The sequence below is a fragment of the Vibrio limimangrovi genome (assembly GCF_054064025.1).
Window position 1 is genome coordinate 669,057 of sequence record NZ_JBSUGF010000007.1, and the last position, 19,560, is coordinate 688,616.

Annotated in this window: 15 protein-coding genes and 2 pseudogenes; 10 read left to right on the forward strand and 7 right to left on the reverse strand. The window is 43.8% G+C overall.

Annotated elements, in window-relative coordinates:
- Positions 1-97: 97 nt before the first annotated feature.
- Positions 98-925: a helix-turn-helix domain-containing protein gene (locus ACWYU8_RS10685; protein ID WP_457519548.1), complete on the forward strand. Its 828-nt coding sequence runs from the start codon at positions 98-100 to the stop codon at positions 923-925.
- A gap of 150 nt (positions 926-1,075) precedes the next feature.
- On the opposite strand, the gene ACWYU8_RS10690 is transcribed toward ACWYU8_RS10685, so the two are convergent.
- The gene (locus ACWYU8_RS10690; RefSeq protein ID WP_457519549.1) at positions 1,076-1,366 is read right to left on the reverse strand and encodes a hypothetical protein; all 291 of its coding nucleotides are present in this window, start codon (positions 1,364-1,366) and stop codon (positions 1,076-1,078) included.
- Positions 1,367-1,653: 287 nt separating this feature from the next.
- A complete protein-coding gene (locus ACWYU8_RS10695; protein WP_457519550.1) occupies positions 1,654-2,550 on the reverse strand; it encodes a LysR family transcriptional regulator in 897 nt (298 codons plus the stop codon).
- A gap of 138 nt (positions 2,551-2,688) precedes the next feature.
- Here ACWYU8_RS10695 and ACWYU8_RS10700 point away from each other — a divergent pair, with 138 nt between their 5' ends.
- Positions 2,689-3,921, forward strand: a complete 1,233-nt coding sequence (locus ACWYU8_RS10700; protein WP_457519551.1) for an MFS transporter — start codon at positions 2,689-2,691, stop codon at positions 3,919-3,921.
- A 613-nt stretch (positions 3,922-4,534) separates the two neighbouring features.
- On the opposite strand, the gene ACWYU8_RS10705 is transcribed toward ACWYU8_RS10700, so the two are convergent.
- Positions 4,535-5,518 (reverse strand): nuclear transport factor 2 family protein, encoded by a 984-nt coding sequence (locus ACWYU8_RS10705; RefSeq protein ID WP_457519552.1) that lies wholly within the window; start codon positions 5,516-5,518, stop codon positions 4,535-4,537.
- A gap of 9 nt (positions 5,519-5,527) precedes the next feature.
- Positions 5,528-6,523 carry an LLM class flavin-dependent oxidoreductase gene (locus tag ACWYU8_RS10710; protein ID WP_457519553.1) on the reverse strand — a complete coding sequence of 332 codons (996 nt, stop codon included), beginning with the start codon at positions 6,521-6,523 and terminating at the stop codon, positions 5,528-5,530.
- 161 nt (positions 6,524-6,684) lie between these two features.
- Between ACWYU8_RS10710 and ACWYU8_RS10715 the strand changes: the two genes are divergently transcribed.
- Complete coding sequence (locus tag ACWYU8_RS10715; RefSeq protein WP_457519554.1) at positions 6,685-7,410, forward strand: hypothetical protein; 726 nt, start codon at positions 6,685-6,687, stop codon at positions 7,408-7,410.
- Positions 7,411-7,420: 10 nt separating this feature from the next.
- Positions 7,421-8,332, forward strand: coding sequence for a LysR family transcriptional regulator (locus ACWYU8_RS10720; protein WP_457519555.1), 912 nt, complete (start codon positions 7,421-7,423; stop codon positions 8,330-8,332).
- Positions 8,333-8,849: 517 nt separating this feature from the next.
- On the opposite strand, the gene ACWYU8_RS10725 is transcribed toward ACWYU8_RS10720, so the two are convergent.
- Positions 8,850-9,617, reverse strand: a complete 768-nt coding sequence (locus ACWYU8_RS10725; RefSeq protein ID WP_239947347.1) for a glucose 1-dehydrogenase — start codon at positions 9,615-9,617, stop codon at positions 8,850-8,852.
- Positions 9,618-10,122: 505 nt separating this feature from the next.
- On the opposite strand from ACWYU8_RS10725, the gene ACWYU8_RS10730 reads away from it, so the two are divergent.
- The 5 genes from ACWYU8_RS10730 to ACWYU8_RS10750 all read left to right on the forward strand — a co-directional run bounded on the left by ACWYU8_RS10730 (position 10,123) and on the right by ACWYU8_RS10750 (position 16,651).
- Positions 10,123-10,368 (forward strand): amidoligase family protein, encoded by a 246-nt coding sequence (locus ACWYU8_RS10730; protein ID WP_457519556.1) that lies wholly within the window; start codon positions 10,123-10,125, stop codon positions 10,366-10,368.
- Between the two features lie 423 nt (positions 10,369-10,791).
- Positions 10,792-13,011 carry a TonB-dependent receptor gene (locus ACWYU8_RS10735; RefSeq protein WP_457519557.1) on the forward strand — a complete coding sequence of 740 codons (2,220 nt, stop codon included), beginning with the start codon at positions 10,792-10,794 and terminating at the stop codon, positions 13,009-13,011.
- Between the two features lie 10 nt (positions 13,012-13,021).
- Positions 13,022-13,792 carry an ABC transporter ATP-binding protein gene (locus ACWYU8_RS10740; RefSeq protein ID WP_457519558.1) on the forward strand — a complete coding sequence of 257 codons (771 nt, stop codon included), beginning with the start codon at positions 13,022-13,024 and terminating at the stop codon, positions 13,790-13,792.
- Positions 13,789-14,736 carry an ABC transporter substrate-binding protein gene (locus tag ACWYU8_RS10745; protein WP_457519559.1) on the forward strand — a complete coding sequence of 316 codons (948 nt, stop codon included), beginning with the start codon at positions 13,789-13,791 and terminating at the stop codon, positions 14,734-14,736. Before ACWYU8_RS10740 ends, ACWYU8_RS10745 begins: the two co-directional genes overlap by 4 nt.
- Entirely contained in the window at positions 14,729-16,651 is a 1,923-nt protein-coding gene (locus ACWYU8_RS10750; RefSeq protein WP_457519560.1) for an iron ABC transporter permease, read from the forward strand. Before ACWYU8_RS10745 ends, ACWYU8_RS10750 begins: the two co-directional genes overlap by 8 nt.
- Before the next feature lie 163 nt (positions 16,652-16,814).
- Here ACWYU8_RS10750 and ACWYU8_RS10755 read toward each other — a convergent pair.
- A pseudogene (locus tag ACWYU8_RS10755) lies at positions 16,815-17,522 on the reverse strand (IS5 family transposase); the annotation flags it as partial.
- A gap of 583 nt (positions 17,523-18,105) precedes the next feature.
- Between ACWYU8_RS10755 and ACWYU8_RS10760 the strand changes: the two are divergent.
- On the forward strand, positions 18,106-18,543 hold the full coding sequence (locus tag ACWYU8_RS10760; RefSeq protein WP_457519561.1) for a hypothetical protein: 438 nt from the start codon (positions 18,106-18,108) through the stop codon (positions 18,541-18,543).
- 208 nt (positions 18,544-18,751) lie between these two features.
- Here ACWYU8_RS10760 and ACWYU8_RS10765 read toward each other — a convergent pair.
- Positions 18,752-19,447: pseudogene (locus ACWYU8_RS10765) on the reverse strand (group II intron maturase-specific domain-containing protein); the annotation flags it as partial.
- Positions 19,448-19,560 lie beyond the last annotated feature (113 nt).

Genomic DNA, 19,560 nt, shown 5'->3' on the forward strand with positions numbered 1-19,560 from the left:
AACGGGAGTCAGTCGACAAGTTCATATTGCTATAACGATATTGTTATCAACTTACGTCGGTTACTCACAATGTAGAAATTTTCTGAAGTTAAACGTTATGATTTACTTAAAGTCGTCTGAGTTTTTTTCTAGTTCTGAACTTCCAATTGCAACAGAACTAAGAGCACCACAATCTGCTTATCCGGAGCACGCTCATTCATTCGAAGAGTTAATTATTGTATCCGGTGGCAGCGGAACACACGTTGTAAATGATGTTCCGATGAGTTTAAGCAAGAACTACGTTTGTTTCGTTAAAAGAGAAGACAGGCATTTATTCGAGAATGTGAATAATCTTCACCTTAGTAATGTACTGTTCGACCAAACCAAGCTATCAGTCGATTCATCATTAAAAAAGTACATACCGACCGGACCGAAAGAAGCCAATGGTTGGTTTCTGAATGATGCAAGCAGTCTGCACGTAAATCAAATCATCGCGAGACTCGATAAGGAGTCACATTCGCTGTCTCCAGAATCGAGCATTATTTGCCAGTCACTGTTTAACTTACTGTTAGTGGAACTGTCGCGTGGAAAATTATTTGAGATTTCTGGAGATAGCAGTGAAGAAAAAGTGATTTCTATCATGTCTTATTTGCAGCAAAATTACTCGGAACCGAATGGCTTACAAGAACTTGCTGACAAAGCGGATATCTCACCTAAACAATTGACAAACATACTCAATCGCTTGACTGGTTTAAATTTCAATAATTACCTTAATTACGTTCGTGCCAGTAAAGCGCTTGAAGAATTACTATACAGTGAGCACTCAATCACCGATATCGCGTACAGAGTGGGTTATCAAGACGCGAATTACTTTTCTACTAAATTTAAAAAAACGTTTAATGTCACCCCAAGAGACGTTCGGTCAGGCACAAAAGTGCAGTTATAACTTAGCCGTTGGTGAGAGTTTGTCGTTACGCACTATCCTGTTGCTTAAGAACGATGAAACGAATTCAGACAAACATAACATCAACAAAACTTTGCCCTAACAAGTAGGGCAAAGTGTCAGTAGTATATATTTCTTGGGCTAAAGCATCGTTTACAAGTTAAGTTGCGTCATTGCAGCTTGATATTTGCGTTCAACGAGATATCTTGCCATTTCTTCTCTAGCACCTATTGGCGCACCATCATGCTGAAATTGTATGATTCTGGCTGAGTTGATTTTTTCTAACTCGTTCGCCTTCCATGCATTAAGAGTAACTTGTACTTGTTCAGCATTAAGAGCGTGTTTACTAGACTCGATACTAACTGCTTCTATCGGGCTACTAGCCATAGCGTTAAATGAAAACAAAAACGCAAATGTGGTAATCCATTTACATAGCTTTGTCATTTCAACCTCCTTTACATGTAGTACCACGTTTATTTTAGGACATTCCTTGAAAATGTGATCGAGATCTTTTTTATTTTATAGGGGTTTAAAAATAAAAAATGTCGTTGTCTATAACCCAATGTAATTCGAGCCAGAGCGCTTCAATTTTAAACAGCTTTTCCTCTTTATTCTGTATGAATCTCGAGTATGTGGCCGGCTTTGAAGTGAATGGTGCGAAATGGGGAGCGCTATCGTCTCCTGGCTAAGAAGCAATTAGTTCATTAACTCCAATGCCAAATGCCTATGCACTACTTATTTGTATGCCTAAATGCTTCAACAAAGGCTAAGAAAGCGGGAGAGGATTGTCGTCGGTTGGGGTAGTAAAGATGAAATCCCGGAAAATGCGGTGTCCAATCCGTTAGGACTGTTTTTAATCTGCCATCATCAAGATACGGTCTTGCCAATTCTTCGGGAACAAAACCCAGGCCAATGCCATCAACCGCAGCATTCAATACGTGAATGATACTATTGAAGACAATCTGACCTTTTCCTTTGACGGTAAACTCTTTACCATCTTTTTCAAACTCCCACGCATAGACAGCACCTTCGGGGCGATGACGGATATCAATACATGAGTGTTCGGGTAAATCATAAGGTGTTTTGGGTTCGTCGTATTGGTTAAAGTAGTCAGGAGAGCCTACTACAACCAAACGAATATCAGGACCTACTGGTACTGCTATCATGTCCTGACTTATCGACTCACCTAAACGAATTCCTGCATCAAACCTTTCTGTTACTACGTTAGTAAAACCGTAATCAACGTAAAGTTCCACGGTAACGTCAGGGAATTCTCTCAAAAACGCTGCCAATTTCGGTCTTAGGCATAATTCAATTTGGTCATCAGTACAGGATATGCGAATAGTGCCAACTGGTTTGTCTCGTAATTCTCCAAGCGCTTCAACTTCTTGACTAATCATCTCAAAAAGAGGCGTTAACGATGTAATTAATCTTTGTCCGGCTTCGGTTGGTGACACATTTCTTGTCGTACGGGCGAGTAATCTTAAGCCCAGTCTTTCCTCTAAAAGTTTCATCCTATGACTTAAAGCCGATGGCGTAACATCGAGTTTTGCCGCCGCTTTGGTAAAGCTTTGGGCTTCGGCAACGGCAAGGAAAGCCTGTAAATCATCAATTTTCGTATTATTCATTGCTGAGTTTTTCTCACAAGTACATCAAATTTATTACTACTAATCAGGTTTCCCTACTCGTGTCAATATTCATATAAGCCGTACAGGAAATATGTATCGTCAACACAATTAACTTTTACTAAAAATAGTTCGAATTATATGACTTCTAAAATCAACAACTTACCTTTGGATGAAAACATCACTCAGGCTCAATCAAAATCAGTACCAGCCTACTGGAGCGGCGTGTTCGCGATGACGTTGTGTGTTTTCGCACTGGTGGCTTCAGAGTTCATGCCTGTTAGCTTGCTCACTCCTATCGCGGATTCTCTACAAATCACAGAGGGAATGGCAGGGCAAGGTATCGCTATTTCAGGTGCTTTTGCGGTTTTCACCAGTCTGTTCATTTCGGTCTTGAGCGGTAATATGAACCGTAAAACCTTACTTTTACTCCTCACTGGCATGATGGGGCTTTCCGGTGCAATTGTCGGTGTTGCTGATAACTATACAACTTACATGGTGGGCAGAGCGCTCATTGGTGCGGTGATAGGCGGCTTTTGGTCAATGTCTGCGGCTATTGCAATGCGACTGGTTCCCGAACATCAGGTCTCACGCGCTTTGGCTATTTTCAATAGTGGAAATGCTCTTGCCATTGTCATAGCGGCTCCCCTGGGTGCTTATTTAGGCTCCATTATTGGCTGGCGTGGTACGTTTTTGGGGCTGATTCCTGTGTCTTTGATTGCATTAATCTGGCAATGGATGAGTTTACCTTCTATGCCTGTACAAAAAAGTGCAACAAGCGAGGGAAGCGTATTTTCCATTTTTACACTACTTCGTAGGCCAGTTGTATGTGTTGGTCTGCTCTCAGTAGGTATTTTCTTTATGGGGCAATTCAGCTTTTATACCTACATTCGCCCGTTTCTTGAAAAAGTCACCCTTGCAGATGTCACAACCCTGTCGATGACACTGATGGTGATCGGAATTGCTGGTTTTGTGGGTACGGCACTTATTAACTTTCCTTTGAAAAGAGCATTCTACCTAACTTTAATTGCAATACCTGTCTTAATGTCCGTGATCGCCTTCTCTTTAGTATTTTGGGGGGACTGGGCTGGTGTTGTTATCCCGCTTCTCGGCCTTTGGGGGTTTGTTGCCACTGCTGCTCCAGTGGGGTGGTGGGTTTGGGTCCCAAAAACATTGCCAAACGATGCAGAGTCTGGAGGTGGATTAATGGTAGCTGTTATTCAGTTATCTATCGCTTTAGGTTCGACAATTGGCGGTATTCTATTTGATACCAGAGGCTACCAAAGCACATTTGTAGTGAGCTCACTACTATTGTTGGTCGCTGCATATCTTGCGTATAAGACGTCACGACTATCAATGAAATCACACAGCTAAAATAAATGGATTCCCAACCATAAGCGAGTCAGCAGGCTCTATGTTGACTCGCTATTGTCTTATTCAAAATTACGCATAGTTTACTATTCGATCATCCAAGTGCGATTTGAGATACCTTTTCTAACGCAAATAATCTGTGTAGAGGGTTAGAGGAATATCACTCTGATACCAAATCAATGCGAAAGGCTAGATATTAACTTCAAATGGTATTGCTGGAATTTCAGAACGATTGTAAAGATTGACCTCGTAGTAGGGTGTACAGGCAAATTGGATGTTTAATGTTTGCTCAAATTTGCCATCTAAAATTAGAGTGTCATCATTGATTGATACCAAATTATATGGGACAACCTCACCGCTTTCTCCTTTGATACAAAGTGCATTGAGTTCATCACCGTATAGGTGTAATCCGTCGGCATGATCAAATTGTATATGTTGTTTAAGTCAAGCTGGAAGTGTTATACGACATTGCAGGAGAACACCCATGCACAATTGCTCGGGCGAATGATGTTGACGAATAAAGGCAATGTAGTTGGTAGCGGCGAGATTCAAGCCGGATACACACCCTAACTGAATCACTGTTTGTGAGTGCTAAGGTGTGTGATCTAGTTTATTTTTATGCGGTGGCATTACCGATATCAAATTCGGGAATGGTATTCATGGTAAACCAACCCGGGCGATAATCTGTCCAGCAGAAGTTCCACTGGCCAGATTCCAGCTTTCTGGCCAGAAGCTGATAGTGAGCACCGAAAAGCGTATTACCAGCCTCATCGAAAGGTCGCTCAGGAATAATACGCGCGACTATCAGTTTTACATGTTTACCGTCGTCCTCTTCTTCATAGCGGACAACTTCTGCAAAATGTTGCCAGACCGATGCAAGGTGGCGGAAGTTTTTGAGTGTCCCGATCACCTGATGTCGACCTGAAAGATTACCCACCGGTGCGAAACCACCGGATATATCCTCCGTGTAAGAGGTTTTTAGTAGCCCCATATCATTTTGATCAACAGAAAACGCGTAGCGGTAGTAAAGCTCCTCCAGAGCTTCTTGCAGGTTTTCTGGTGGTGGAACATCAGGCATGACTGCCCAAGGAGAATGTAATTCACTCACCAGCGCCGGGGCTTCAAACCCCATCTCCCAGCCATGTTCTCCCGGTAGGTTCTGCCAATGCGGAACCTGATTCACATTACCTTTGGACCAGTTTATGGTTAACCGGATGGTATCGATACACCAACGCTCATTGAGTTTCGATAACTGTACGACTTGCGTGCTACCAAAAAGAAACAGGTTTCTGTTTCTAATACCGAGTAAACTGCTATCACCGAGTAATCCGAACGAGTAAAAACTTGCTACCGCATGCTGACCGTCGGTTGCCACATATAAGTTCGTCAACTTGCCCTGCATAGGGCTATTGGCCGTATCTTGTTTGAATTTTGCCGTGATGTCGGTAAAGCCTTCTGCATTACCGTGATGACTACTGAAAAGTTGACTAACGTGACTGAAATCTTCGGGTTTCAACTCATCACCGCCAGTCATCCAGAATGTCGTTAATCGTGTCATAAGTTCTTTGACTGCTGCACGATCCGTAGGATGATTTGTCATTTCAGCCCCTTACAGCCAAGCATTAGCAATGACTTGGTGAGAGTAAATGCGTGCTTGTGGATCATGGATCCAAGAGTTGACCATAATTTCATCGGCACCCGTACGTGTTACCAAATCATCAAGACGCTGGCGAATCACCTCTTTGGAACCCCAGATAGACTCTCTTAGCTGATTCTTAATTTGTACCGCTTCCATCGGGCTCCAGATAGCATTCATATCTTCAACTGGCTTAGGAAGAAATTGTTCTACGCCTCGACCTAGTGAAAGGAATTTTTGTAGCTCGGTTGTCGCTAGGTATTCAGCCTGCTCTTGCGTATCAGCACCAACAGCATTAATACAAACGATGACATACGGTTTCGGGAATTGCTCAGACGGCTGATAAGTTTTGCGGTAATGACTAATGGCTGCCTGCATAGCGTCTGGAGCAAAGTGCGCCGCAAATGCTAACGGTAGACCTTTTTGAGCAGCTAGTTGAGCGCTGAATGTGCTTGAACCTAAAAGCCATAGTGGAACAGATGACCCAGCTCCTGGTACTGCTTTGATTGATTCTGTAGCACTTTCTTTAGAGAAGAAATACTGTAATTCTTCCAACATTTCAGGAAAATCTAAGCCCTTAGTGGTTACATCCCTTCTCAGTGCACGAGCGGTTTGCATATCAGTCCCGGGAGCGCGACCAAGACCAAGATCGACGCGTCCCGGATAAAGCGCATCAAGCGTTGCAAATTGCTCTGCGACAATTAGTGGTGCATGGTTTGGTAACATAATACCGCCCGAACCGATACGGATGGATTTCGTTTTTGCACCAATGTGGCTGAGGATAACTGACGTTGCAGCACTGGCAATGTCTTTCAGGTTATGGTGCTCTGCTACCCAATAACGGGAGAATCCCGCTTTTTCCGCAGCTTGCGCCAGGCGAGTGCTGTTAGCGATAGCTTCTCTAACGGAGAAGCCTTCTCCAATTGGCACTAAATCTAATACGGATAGGGGGACTTTTTTATCTGACATATACTTTCTCCAAATACGTTTTTGTTATATTTGGCAAGTATTGTCTGTGTAAATTCTCGTTCGATAAACAAGCCCTGAGTCCACTTTATGTGGAAATAAATTCTACAATAAACATGTTATCGTCTACGCCGAATGTAATTTATGTGTTGAGATAACAGATTATGAATAATGACCATTTTCCTCTGCGTGATGAACTGGCGATAAAAGAAGCCATTCATCATTGGTTTGCGTTTTTCGAGGGAGAGACCGTTTCCACATACTCTCAACTCGCGCTGTTTGATGACGAGATTGAGCTAGTACATGCTGGTCAGCATCTGTTAGCGAAAGGGAACGAGCAAATGAAGCAGTGGCTTAATTCTATTCCACCAGAAATCAGTTCGCATTTTGTTAAAAACATTGAAGCTAAAAAGATACGAGACGATGTGTATCAGGTCTCATGGGAAACGCCTTATCAGGCTGTGAGGGATAGTGGTGGTGTTGGCGGTGCAATTATTCGCTATCAAACACTCGTTCGTGTGTCTCTAGAAGGCGTGGCTAAATTTATTGTTATTCAAAAAGCGCCCTTTAAAAACAATCCCGAGACGGTTTTTCACGAAAGCTTTCGTCAGCATCGGGCCAGCGCGTTATCTTGTCGTTTACAAAGATGGCTGGAATCCGATGAAACGGCTTTACCAGCCACCATTAACGCGTTGGGCGAAGCTTCGCAAATGTTATTAAATATCCAGCAAATGTCAGGAGATAAAAGACTCAGTTTGCAGAGCTTTGATGATGGTGAGAATCCAGGTTTGTTGATGACTACAGACGCTGAGACTTATTATCTTTCTTTACAGCAGCAGCCTGGTTGGTATCCGGCTATTGCTAATGTTGTAGCCATTAAAAATAGTTAAAGGAAACAGTGTGCAAAAATCAGATAGCCTCGGAGGAATAACGGCTTTTGTAACAACTGCTAAAACGGGTAGTTTTACTGCTGCTGGCGAACGTTTGGGGTTAACTAAATCTGCCGTCGGTAAATCTGTTGCTCGATTAGAAGAGCGACTTGGAATTACTTTGTTTAACCGAACAACCCGCAGCTTGAGCTTAACAGCCGATGGCGAGCGCTATCTGGCTAGCTGTCAAAGTGCATTACACATTCTTGAGCGCGCTGAGCAGGAACTGACCTCCCATATCAGCCGTCCATCAGGCAGACTAAGAGTTGATCTGCCTGCCGCTTTTGGACGAAAACGGTTATTGCCGATTTTGCTCGAGATCGCTAATCAATATCCCGAGCTTAAGCTGACACTTTCTTTCGATGAACGCTATGTGGATATTATCGAACAAGGTATCGATCTCGTGGTACGTATCGGTGAATTGGAAGACAGTAGCACACTGGTCGCCCGTCGTTTGACGACACAAAAATTGGTGGTGTGCGCATCTCCCCATTACTTAAACTTTCATGGTACACCTCAAACACCGGATGACTTAGCTCGCCATAGAACCGTTGTTGGGTTTCGTCGCAATCAACCATTCACATGGCTTTTGAAAAATGACCAAGGAATCTTAAGACGTTTTACGCCTCCCGTGACCCATGAGTTTGCTGATGGAGATGCAATGCTAAGCGCTGTATTAAATGGAGCTGGCTTATCCCAGCTACCACGCTGGCTGGTCGGCCAATATATTGATAGCGGCGAATTGGTGACTGTACTGGAGGAGTATGGAGGCGGTGAAATTCCAATTAACGTTGTTTGGCCTAAAAGTGGTCAGTTATTACCTAAGATCCGTTTTGTTGTTGATGAGTTGGTACAAAAGGCACAACAAGGTTGGTTGGATTAAGTACCGGTGTTGATGACGGCCCGACTATTATAGAATTTAATTCAACATTGTCTGTCCTTAACAGATCTTTATTTGAGCCAAATATTATTCAATATTACGGATAAAATCCTAAAAGATATATTCAATATTGGGCTCAAAATGAATAAGTTATTTACTCCGGTTAAAGCTGGCCATTGCCAGTGGCTGTATTTGCAGCCTTGCCCTGCAATATTATTCAGCAAGAATTGAACACAATTGTGTAATGTAAATTCGTAAGATTTCTCGCAGATTTTGTGATTTCAGATGAAGACATGAATGTTTTGAATAATATGCAGAAAATCCAGGATTACGGTGATGCCAGCGTCTTCCCTGTCTACCAGCAATGATAGACGATAGCTTCAGTGACTATTAACCCCCAATAGGCCCTAGTCCTACTGGGGGTTAAGTAAGCGTTAAACACCTAAATACACTGATATGATTCAATGACGTTGATGACAATCTCGCTCATTGAAAATAACATTAGAATGTTTGTATCTACTTAGCGTGCGGTTGCGCCGCCATCCACAGGCAAAGCCACACCTAATACAAAGGACGAAGCGTCGCTGCTTAGCCACATTACTGCTGCTGCCACTTCTTCGCCTTTACCCAGACGACTGATTGGCTGGATTCCGGCGATGATCTCATCGCTTAATACGCCTTTTTCTTTCATGTCTGCGACCATCGGAGTATCGATTGCTGCCGGGCAGACCGCATTAACTCGGATACCGCGCGTAGCGTATTCCAGTGCAGCACTCTTGGTCAGGCCAATCACACCGTGTTTCGACGCATGGTAAGAGGCCAATTTGCCTAGTCCAACCAAGCCACCGATAGAAGAGCAGTTCACGATAGAGCCGTGGCCTTGCTCACGCATGTATTTAAGCTCGTGCTTCATGCTCGCCCAAACGCCGCGTAGGTTGATAGCGTTTACACGGTCAAAGTCATCGGCCAGCTCATCAGCGGCATCGATCGCAGGAACCTGGATACCAGCGTTGTTGAACGCCATGTCTAACCCACCAAATTGTTCAACCGTTTGTTTAACAAGTGCTTCAACTTGCTCTTCTTTGGTTACGTCACACACAAAGCCAGCCGCTTTACCGCCTGCCTGAGTGATTTCTGCTACTGCTGCATCCAGTGCTTGTGGATTGACGTCGGACAGCATCACGGCTGCGCCTGCTTCCGCGTACGCTTTCGCGGTAGAAAAACCCATACCTGATGCTGCACCCGTAACCAGTGCAACTTTACCGGAAAAATCATAAGAGACTGACATATTACCTCCTCGGTAATGAAGATTATTATTGCTTGAGTTGAAGTTAGAAAATAATGCTAACCAGAGCCGTAGAAGATGTTGAATATTCACATCCAGACACTGAAAGGTGACATCATTTACATGACTTAATAGGCGCGTAACTCTAGGATGAAACATAGTTTCATGACGAATTCTGATAGCCAATACTCTTATATTTAACCAACTTATTTCGTCGAGCTTCGCAGAGTTTAGAGTGTAAGAATGTTGAGCTTTTATAATTCACACTCCAAACTGATGAGGTAATTCTATCGGTTTTAGCTTTAATTGAGATGAGGCTAAACTCCTTAATCCTTGCCTGATCATCCGTTGAGGAGAGGGGATGAGAGTTATTGAGTGTGTAAATTTGGTCAGGCGATACAATTAGAAAATATTTGATGTTTTTTTGAAATAGATTTTTATGTTACGAATAGTATTGTTGAATAAGCGATTTTTGAATATGTAATCATCATCATAAGTGGAGTCAATAATGGCATTTAAAACTCTGCCTTTAACGGCGACAGAAGATCAAGAGGTTCGCCGTGTTGGGTTTGAGATCGAATTTACCAGTTTAACCATAGGGGACGCCACCCAAATACTGCAAAAGGTTTTTGGTGGCGAGCTAGAGCAAAAATCCGCTGTTGAATACGTCTTGCACACACCTGAGTATGGGAAGTCTTCCTTGTCCGGTATAGATGAGATCAGGCGCTTTCCAGACTCATCTATACCCATATAACCATTAACCTGTAGTCAGTGAGCTACAGAACTTAACCCTCCTAGCTATACCTTTAATTTACATATTTATCATTAATTTGAATGGTTACATTTATGCACATTATTGTTGACATGTTGCTATCTAATATTTAATAGTAATAAAAATAGTTATCATTTTGGTTAGTGTTTGTGGTGTTTCAAATGTTGCTTGTCATCAGTTTCTGTTTAGTCTCTACCGGACACACCAAATGGTTTAACTATTTTCCTTTCAAAAGTGCCTACCTCACAGTACTCAGTGGTTTTCTTAATATTACCGCGGCTTTTGATATTGCTCATTTTCGGTTGAGAAGCGCAATGGGTTACTCGAGATAGGATTTTGAAAAATGATTGTGCTTAGCACTTATTTGTCTATTTAAACTAAATACAAGAATGGATCTCTCATACTATGCAAGACAATGCTCGATGTGTGGCTAAGTTTAGTCCTCTCGCTTTAATTATTTTTGCCAATATTAGCCATGCGGCATATTCAGACACTATGGTCGTCACAGGAAGTCGCACTGAAACGGCTATTTCTGATGTGGCTTCAACCATGTGGGTTGTGGATCAAGAAAGCCTTGAGAGGGCAGTCAATTCAGGACTGGATCTTAAGAATGCTTTAGGTGAGTTAATTCCGGGGTTTGACTTTGGCAGCGATGCTCGGACAAATTATTCCCAGAACTTACGGGGTCGCTCGGCTTTGGTCATGATTGATGGCGTATCGTTAAACTCAACGCGGAGTATCAGCCGACAGCTAGACAGCATTGACCCGTTTAATATAGCCCGTGTTGAAGTGCTTTCAGGGGCGACGTCGGTTTATGGTGCAGGTGCTGCGGGTGGCATTATCAACATCATTACTAAAAAGGCGTCGAGTGAAGAACTCTCGGTTGAAACAAAAATCGGAGCAAAGACAGGCTTTAACTCGAGTGATGATCTGACAAAACAAATCGCACTGGCCGTATCAGGAGGCAGTGAGTTAATTCGTGGGCGTGCATCCGTTGCTCATTCGAAAAGTGGCGCAGCGTATGATGCGAATGGAGACATCATTCGTCCCGACATTACCCAAACCGATATGCAGTTTAATGAAACCATTGACCTTATGGGGACGGTTGAATTTACACCTGACGAAAACCAATCGTTATCAGTTGTGACGCAGTACTACAACAGTGAGCAAGATTCTGAATATTCGACGTATTTAGGCGCCAATTTATCTGGTTTAACTGACTCTTCTCAAATTGAAACCCGAAAAGGCTTAAAGCTGGACAAGCAGCCAAATACAGAGCGAGTGATGGTGAATGCACAGTACAGTCATGACAATGTTCTCGGGCAACGCTTACTTGCACAAGCTTATTATCGAGATGAATCATTGCGCTTTTTCCCGTATCCGTCACTACCTCGCGTCACTGGCTCACCGTTTCCAGGAAGTGTGTACCCACTGTATGGTGCATCGGAACAGAAAACCTCAATTTTTGGGGCGAACTTAGCTTTGATCAAAAGCTGGGATACCTTAAGCGTGACATATGGGTTCGATGCTTCTAAAGAGTCGTTTGAAGCGGATCAAACCATTTACGATACCGTTACTTCAGTCTCTTCAGGAGGCATGATCTTCAACCCGACGCAAAAGCTGCAGCGTTATCCTGATATCGATAGTCGTTACTGGGCACTATTCAACCAAGTTGATTGGGATGTCACGGATGATTGGACGGTAAGTGGTGGTTTCCGTTACGAGAATATCGAGCATAAAGTGGGTGACCATGTCAGTGTGCTTCAACAGCACCTATATCAATTAGGGCTGTATGGTACGACACAACCAGATAGCATATCGGGTGGGAAAACTGATTACGATGAATGGCTGTTTAATGTCGGCAGTGTGTATCACTTAAGCGAAGACATGCAGGTATGGGGCAACTTCTCTCAAGGCTTTGATGTTCCGGACCCAGCGAGATTTTTTGGTCAGGGCAGATATGATGGTCCGTTTGGCGAAGGGGCAAATTTGTTGTCGTCAACATCGGTTGCAAATACAGAGCTACAAGGCGTCAAAACCAATTCATTCGAGTTAGGTTGGCGTATGGCTCAGAATGACTGGAACGCCCAGATTGCCGGATATTATTCTCAGTCTGATAAAACCGTAACTTACGATCGCACCACCTATGCTGTGCAAGTTGCCGATGATGATAAGCGCATTTACGGGTTAGAAGGTCAGGTGGTTTATCAGCTCACCAATGAACTCTACAGCGGTGTCCAAGCCCATTACGTTGTTAGTGAAACCAAAGATGATGGCAAGTGGATCGATCTTGAAGCCGCTTCAGCCAGCCCAAGCTCAGGCAGCGCATGGATTGGTTACGATAATTACGAGTACGGCGCGGAGCTAAAAGTGAATAGCTTCATTTCTTATGAAGATGATGCGGGTGAAAAGCTTGAAAGCTACACCCTGACTAACCTGAACGCGTATTACGCCCTGCCGGTAGGTCGTATCAATCTTGGTATTCTGAACTTGCTGGATCGAGACTATGAAACTATCTGGAGCCAGCGTTCACAGATGCTTTATGGCTCAAGTTCTCCAGAAGCTATATATACACATAATGGTTTAGGGCGTACGTTCACTGTTAACTACAGTGCCACGTTCTAAGGTGAAGGCAGTGTTGCAATTTAACGATATTTCCCTCCAGGTTGGAGGGAAAACGATTCTCTCACCGATGAGTGGTAGTTTTCCCGAAGGCTCTGTTACAGCTTTGATTGGGCCAAATGGTTCAGGAAAATCAACGTTGTTGTCTATTCTGAGTCAGCTACGTCGCCCGGATTCAGGTACGGTTTCATTGAATGGTGAGCTTTTATCAAAACAGCCTCGCGCAAACATTGCTCAAAAAATGGCATTGATGCCGCAACGTAATCCGGTACCTTCGACTCTGACAGTTGAAGATTTAGTGACATTTGGACGACACCCTCATCGGCCTTGGTATCGTGGCCTCAACAACCGTGACCAGTCGATTATTGATTGGGCGATGTCAGAAGCTGGCGTTGAAGAATATCGCGAGCGATTGCTGACAGGTTTATCTGGTGGGGAATTGCAACGATGTTGGCTCGCGATGGTGCTGGCACAAGACACACCGATTCTCATGCTTGATGAACCGACTTCATGGCTTGATATTCATCATCAACAAGCGTTGCTGAATATTGTACGTCGTCTAAACCGCGAGTTTGATAAAACGATCATCTGGGTTCTGCATGATTTAAACCAAGCGCTTCATTACAGCGATCGCGCGATGTTACTCCACAATGGAGAAATGGTATCCGCTGGAGATGTAAATGAAGTCATTACTGCGGAGCGAATTACTCGGGTGTATCAGACCAGAGTGAATGAACATCATATTGATCATCAGCGAGTGCTCATGACCGAGGTGACGCCATGAAGCACTGGTTACTGTTTACTGTGTTTCTATACTCAGCTGCGACGATGGCGAATCCACCTCCAGATGAGGCAAAGTTGAATGTTTGTGCTTCTACGTGCGTGACGTTGGATAAACCAGCAGTAAGAGTGGTTGCGCTGAATTGGACTGCCGCTGAAATGCTGCTTTCCCTTGGTGTTATCCCCGTTGGTGTCACCGAATTAAAGGGGTATCGTAAGTGGCAGACTAACCACCCTGAATTACCAGACGGTGTGGTAGAAATTGGTCGCAGACAAGAACCAAACTTAACTGAAATAGCAAAGTTAGAGCCTGATCTTATCGTTGGGTATGACTTTCGTCATCAACGGCTTATTAAGGCATTAAATGGTATTGCGCCGACCCTACTTTACCAGCAATTTCCGCAGGTAGGACAAGCCGATTTTAGTTACTTTCAACAGTCAATTGTTGTCTTTCGTCAATTGGCAACGTTAACTGGAAAGCGCTCAAAAGGGGAGATGCTGGTAGATCAGATGCACCAGACATTAAGCGATTTACGCCAAAAATTAGTGGCGCGTGGGATGGAAAATAAATCCATCGCGTACGGTAAGTTTGTTGGGATGGGTTACGGCTTACGCATGTTCTCAAAAGACAGCCTAGCGGGATCCGTCGCCAGTGAACTGGGCTTGAATTACAGTTGGCATTCTACCTTGCCGGGTAAAGATTTTGTTCACTTACAGCTGGAACAGTTACCAGACATAAATCATACGCATCTATTATTGGCGGGTAATCAAACCGACAGTGAACGGATGACGAGTTCCCCAGTTTGGCCATATCTCCCGTTTGTGAAACAACATCTTTATTCAAATGTTGAGCCTTTGTGGAGTTTCGGTGGTCCTGCCTCTATTTCTCGAATGGCAAATGCATTTGCAACGTCGCTGCTTAATTGGAAGGAGACGACTGATGGTTAAAGTTTGGAGCTCTACGTTATTAGCAATGGTCTTAGTAGTTGCAGGGTATCTCTTTACTATTTCACCAGTGAGTGATCCGGCATTGTCTGACATGATGATGCAGGCAATCTGGCTACCGACTATTGGAATGGCCATTATCACCGGCGCTTTGCTTGCAAGTTCTGGGTTGCTAATACAAACATCTCTGGAAAATGAATTCTCTTCGCCTTCGACTTTAGGCATCGCATCCGGAGCGCTTTTAGGTGCAGTATTGACCCGCGTCTTTCTTCCCGATAGCGGACTACTGATGGTATGGGGAGCGGCTTTTTTGGGCAGTGTGCTCGTCGCTTTGATTGTTCTGATGGTGAGTCGCTTAATTGGCGGAGGTAAACTTCCGGTTATTTTGGTAGGCATGGCGATAGGTTTAGGGGCGGGAGCCATTGCGTCTGTCTTTTTGCTCTATTTTGAGAATGAAACCGATGGGCTCTTCCTGTGGGGGAGTGGTCAGGTATTGCAAAGTTCTGCCGAGCCATTCCAAGCCGTATGGATTCCAGCCGTTATCACGCTAATGTTGGCTTCGCTCGTTTTACCAAAACTGTCTTTGTTTCAATTGGGCGAAACCCACGCTCACTCTCTGGGAGTAGCGGTAGGTCGTTGGCGCTGGTTGATTTTATCATTAGCGGTCGCACAATCATCATTAGCAATTGCCATGGTTGGTATGGTCGGTTTTATTGGTTTGATGGCGCCGCACTTGGCGCGTTATATCTGTGTGGCGAATCGCAAGGGGCGAAATGTAGCGCTCCTTTGGGGAGTGTCACTCATTATTGGTGCGTTACTGGTGCTAGGTGCGGAGTGGTGCTCACGCAGCTTACTCTTTTTGGGGTATCGACTTCCAACAGGTGCGTTTGCCGCATTTCTTGGGACACCATTTTTCCTCGTATTGTTATTCGGTCGAAGTGGTCGTGTACTTGCAGCCACCGAACAGCAGGTTATCGGTTTGCGACCACTGGTTAAACTTAAACCAAGCTGGACGCTGTGTCTGTTAGCGGTTTTATTGGTGTGCTCGATCGTATTTTGGGCTGAGCCTTCAGGCTCCTTAGGTGCGGAGTGGGTGTTCAATCGTTTATGGCTGGCTGGGCTAGCAGGATTTGCACTGGCATTCGGAGGTACGTTATTACAGACGCTGTTTAATAACCCATTAGCAAGCCCCGATATATCGGGTGTCAGCACAAGTGCTGTTTTATTAATCGCTTGTTTACTGGTGATATTTCCCGGTGCCGGACAAGGTTGGTTAATGGTAGCAGCTTTGGCTGGGGCGTTATTAGTGATAGGGATATTGTTTTGGGGGATAAATCAGCAACTGAGCGTTTCCCAACTTGCCCTGTTTGGCATTGTCATTTCAGCATTTACGGGGACTGCAACACACATCCTACTGACGTTTGGTAGTGCAACGTCATCGGTAACCTTGATGTGGTTGTCTGGATCGGTCTATGGCGCGTCTGCTGACGCAATTATGCCGTTAATCAGCACGTTGGTTTTAGCTTTGCTGATTTCAATTCCTCTTTTAAGAAGTTTAGATGTTATTCCATTAGGGGAGGTGATTCCGCAAGTGGTAGGGGTCACACTTAAACCTTATCGTTTGTTGATGTTAGCAGTCGCAGGTGTTCTTACCGCCATCTCGATTTCCTGTGTGGGTGCGATCAGCTTTATCGGTCTGCTAGCACCACATTGCGCGCGTTTACTCGGATTGTATCGTCACACTCATTTAATTCCCGCAGCTGGTATGACAGGGGCTATCTTGTTGATTTGGGCTGACGGGCTAGGGCGAACGCTAATGCCTCCATCAGAAATTGCAGCAGGTCTCGTTGTTTCTATTTTGGGTAGCCTTTACTTCCTGCTCTTGTTATTGGTGGGGTACCGTAAAACCATGCTTTAAACTAAAGAGCCACTTTTTAGCCAGCGGCTCTTTTATCCTTCTTCAAAATACATGGTGTGATATTTCACTCAAATGTTCAGTCTTACTTTTCGTTCTTTACATAGTGCAGGGCTTTGTTGCGTAATTCCAATGGAAAGCGAAGATGCCTAAAAGTGAGTAATTATTAAACAATGCACTGAGTTTTGGGCATACCTAGCCCTGTAAGTTTGTTCAGCGCTTTGAGCATTGCGTAAGTCTCGCCAACCTGAGCGTCGTAATTTCTTAGGCTTAACTTTCCACCTAGCAACTGTTTCACCCGATACATTGCTGTCTCTGATAGCGAGCGCTTATGTTAGCCATACCGCTTTTTCCACTTCTTGTTGGAGCCGTAGAGCTTTTGACAACCTACTCTAAGTTACGAGGATGTCCTTGCTCCCAGAAGGCTGCTCCTTCTCTTTGTGGAATGAGCGGAGATCCGTATTGCATCATGGCAATTCCTTGTGTCATAAGCACCATCGCCTAATATCTCAGTGATTTTGCGACGTGTCTGCTTAAGTAAGTTAGGAAGAACTTCGGCATCGGTTACGTTAGATAAGCTCACCTCTGCTGCGACTATTTCGTGGGTGTTAGTATCTACAGCGATATGTAGCTTACGCCAAACTCTACGCTTCCCATTAGTACCATGCTTTTTGACCTTCCATTCACCTTCGCCATAAACCTTGAGACCAGTGGCATCAAAGGCCAGATGTTGTATCGCACCTCTGGTTTTGGTTTGAAATGAAACCTCAACTTCCTTAGCTCGACGGCTTATACAGGTGTAATGCGGACTAACAAGCGGGATATTAGCCAGTTTAAATACTGAGTCTAGAAAACCTTGCAGCGCTCGCAATGGCGCGAATTTTGGTCTTGAGGCTGAACTTAAAATCGAATGGATAGCCGAGTTTGACTAAGGTCTTTGGGGTACAAAGTCTGACAAAGTAAACAGAGTAGCGGTTTTTGAATAGATACATTGACTCACCTAATTGACTCACTGTAGCCAACCTAGGTGCCCTGAAACGAAAAAACCGCTGATAAATCAGCGGCTTCTTTCTATGAATAGTGGCGGAGAGATAGGGATTTGAACCCTAGGTGACTCTGTTTACGCACCATAAAGCACTGATTTTAAGACGGTGAATTCTGTTTGAGCCCAGGTAGGCTGTTGGATTGACTCACTATATTGTCACCTTATCAGGCTGCAAAAAATTGATCAATTCCAATCGAGAGATTAACTAGGGATTTGAGGAAAGAGTTAGGGATTTACGACAATTGAAAAAGGGTTAAGGCACTAACTCGGACTTGAACTGTTTCATTGATACTTTGATTAACATTGTCCTCTGTATACATCTATGAAAAGACAAAAATAGATCGTGACTCTTTACTCGATAAATTTTCGTGATCATAGGAGCTCCTGACTGATTCACCAAAAGGAGACTAATATGAATCAAAGTGACAAGATTATTTTTACAGCGTTGTTGGTAGAGCAAGCGCGCAGCACTGTTGAGTCATACCTTGCTCAGTTGCTTTGTGGCAGGATTGAAGAGGCATCGCCATCAGTTAGTACGATGTGGAAATGTTTGGGAGAGCAACTTCAAGATAAATTAAAAGAAATTTTATATGAGATTTTTCATGTAGATCTTCACGGCAAAAATGATGAAGAAATATTAATTGCTTTAGAAGTACATATGGCAGAACTCTCTGGTACTCAGCTTTTTCACCGTATCTATACCGAGGATGAAGTTATTGAGATGAGCCCAAAAAAATTTAATTTTCTTTTGGATAGTTTGATTGAATCAATGCATAACAAGATCCAGGAAAAAAGCCATTATCCAGATACTCAGATTCAGATAACGAGGAGCAATGACGTCAAAAGCTGATTGATTGCCTAATTTTTATTTGGGTTATCTAGGACGCAATCTGTCGCATTTTAATTCAGGGTTAATCATACCCGACAGATTGCTCTAAATTATTTTTGTCGAGTAGACGGCACTTGTTACCAAGTGTCGTCCCTCTAAGAACCCAGCGTGCAACTTTCACCGCACTAGGCTCAAGCCTTCACGAAGGCACCGATTGGCACCCAGCAACTTATAAAGCAGCGAGAGCAGGCTCATGCCAAGAGTTACGGCATTGCTTCTTTGATTTTCTCTTAGCCAAGTATTCTTGGTATTGAGGATCAAAAGGCGTAGCGGCACTCCTGATTTTCACATGTCTCTCTATTGGCACCTTAGCTATTTGAAACAGATTGAACTGACAATCCATATTCATGATCTTCTGCCAACCGTGAAATTACCATTGACCTTGACGGTTGATGAAGTATTTAAGGGCGATCCAAGTTCTAGATTTTGTTGGATGACGCCTTTTAGCCCAGTGCCATAACGTATGGAATAGCTTGTGATCTACATATCCGAATACCTGTTTCGCAACGCAGTGTCGATAGTAATTCGACCAGCCCCTGAGTTTCGGATTTATCAACTTGATTAAATCGTTAACGGGGATAGTTGCGTGCTTTTTGATGAGTTCGCGCAAGTTACTCAAGAACAGCAGTGTGTTGGATTTGCTCGGTTTAATGAGCAATTTCCCTTTGTACTTCCTATGATTAAAACCTAAGAAATCAAAACCACGGCTGATATGGGTAATGTGCGTTTTCTCTTCGGAGAGTGTTAAGCCTCTTTCTGCTAAGAAATCAGCAATCAACGGTTTGATATCGTTCTCCAGCACTTCCTTTGAAGCACAGGTGACGACGAAATCGTCGGCGTATCCAATAAAGTTGGCTCTAGGGCCTGTTGATCTTTCATATCGACAAATTACTCAGCAGTATTTCGGTAGCCACATCATAGTGAATGAAAGGGCTACCATCGCTGAGTAGTTTCTTGCCAACTTATCATATCTGCTTG

Coding starts and splice junctions, on each gene's coding strand:
- ACWYU8_RS10750 (WP_457519560.1), top strand. CDS start 14,729: ATGGTTAAAGTTTGGAGCTCTACGTTATTAGCAATGGTCTTAGTAGTT.
- ACWYU8_RS10730 (WP_457519556.1), top strand. CDS start 10,123: ATGGCATTTAAAACTCTGCCTTTAACGGCGACAGAAGATCAAGAGGTT.
- ACWYU8_RS10715 (WP_457519554.1), top strand. CDS start 6,685: ATGAATAATGACCATTTTCCTCTGCGTGATGAACTGGCGATAAAAGAA.
- ACWYU8_RS10745 (WP_457519559.1), top strand. CDS start 13,789: ATGAAGCACTGGTTACTGTTTACTGTGTTTCTATACTCAGCTGCGACG.
- ACWYU8_RS10710 (WP_457519553.1), bottom strand. CDS start 6,523: ATGTCAGATAAAAAAGTCCCCCTATCCGTATTAGATTTAGTGCCAATT.
- ACWYU8_RS10735 (WP_457519557.1), top strand. CDS start 10,792: ATGCAAGACAATGCTCGATGTGTGGCTAAGTTTAGTCCTCTCGCTTTA.
- ACWYU8_RS10725 (WP_239947347.1), bottom strand. CDS start 9,617: ATGTCAGTCTCTTATGATTTTTCCGGTAAAGTTGCACTGGTTACGGGT.
- ACWYU8_RS10705 (WP_457519552.1), bottom strand. CDS start 5,518: ATGACAAATCATCCTACGGATCGTGCAGCAGTCAAAGAACTTATGACA.
- ACWYU8_RS10700 (WP_457519551.1), top strand. CDS start 2,689: ATGACTTCTAAAATCAACAACTTACCTTTGGATGAAAACATCACTCAG.
- ACWYU8_RS10685 (WP_457519548.1), top strand. CDS start 98: ATGATTTACTTAAAGTCGTCTGAGTTTTTTTCTAGTTCTGAACTTCCA.
- ACWYU8_RS10760 (WP_457519561.1), top strand. CDS start 18,106: ATGAATCAAAGTGACAAGATTATTTTTACAGCGTTGTTGGTAGAGCAA.
- ACWYU8_RS10690 (WP_457519549.1), bottom strand. CDS start 1,366: ATGACAAAGCTATGTAAATGGATTACCACATTTGCGTTTTTGTTTTCA.
- ACWYU8_RS10695 (WP_457519550.1), bottom strand. CDS start 2,550: ATGAATAATACGAAAATTGATGATTTACAGGCTTTCCTTGCCGTTGCC.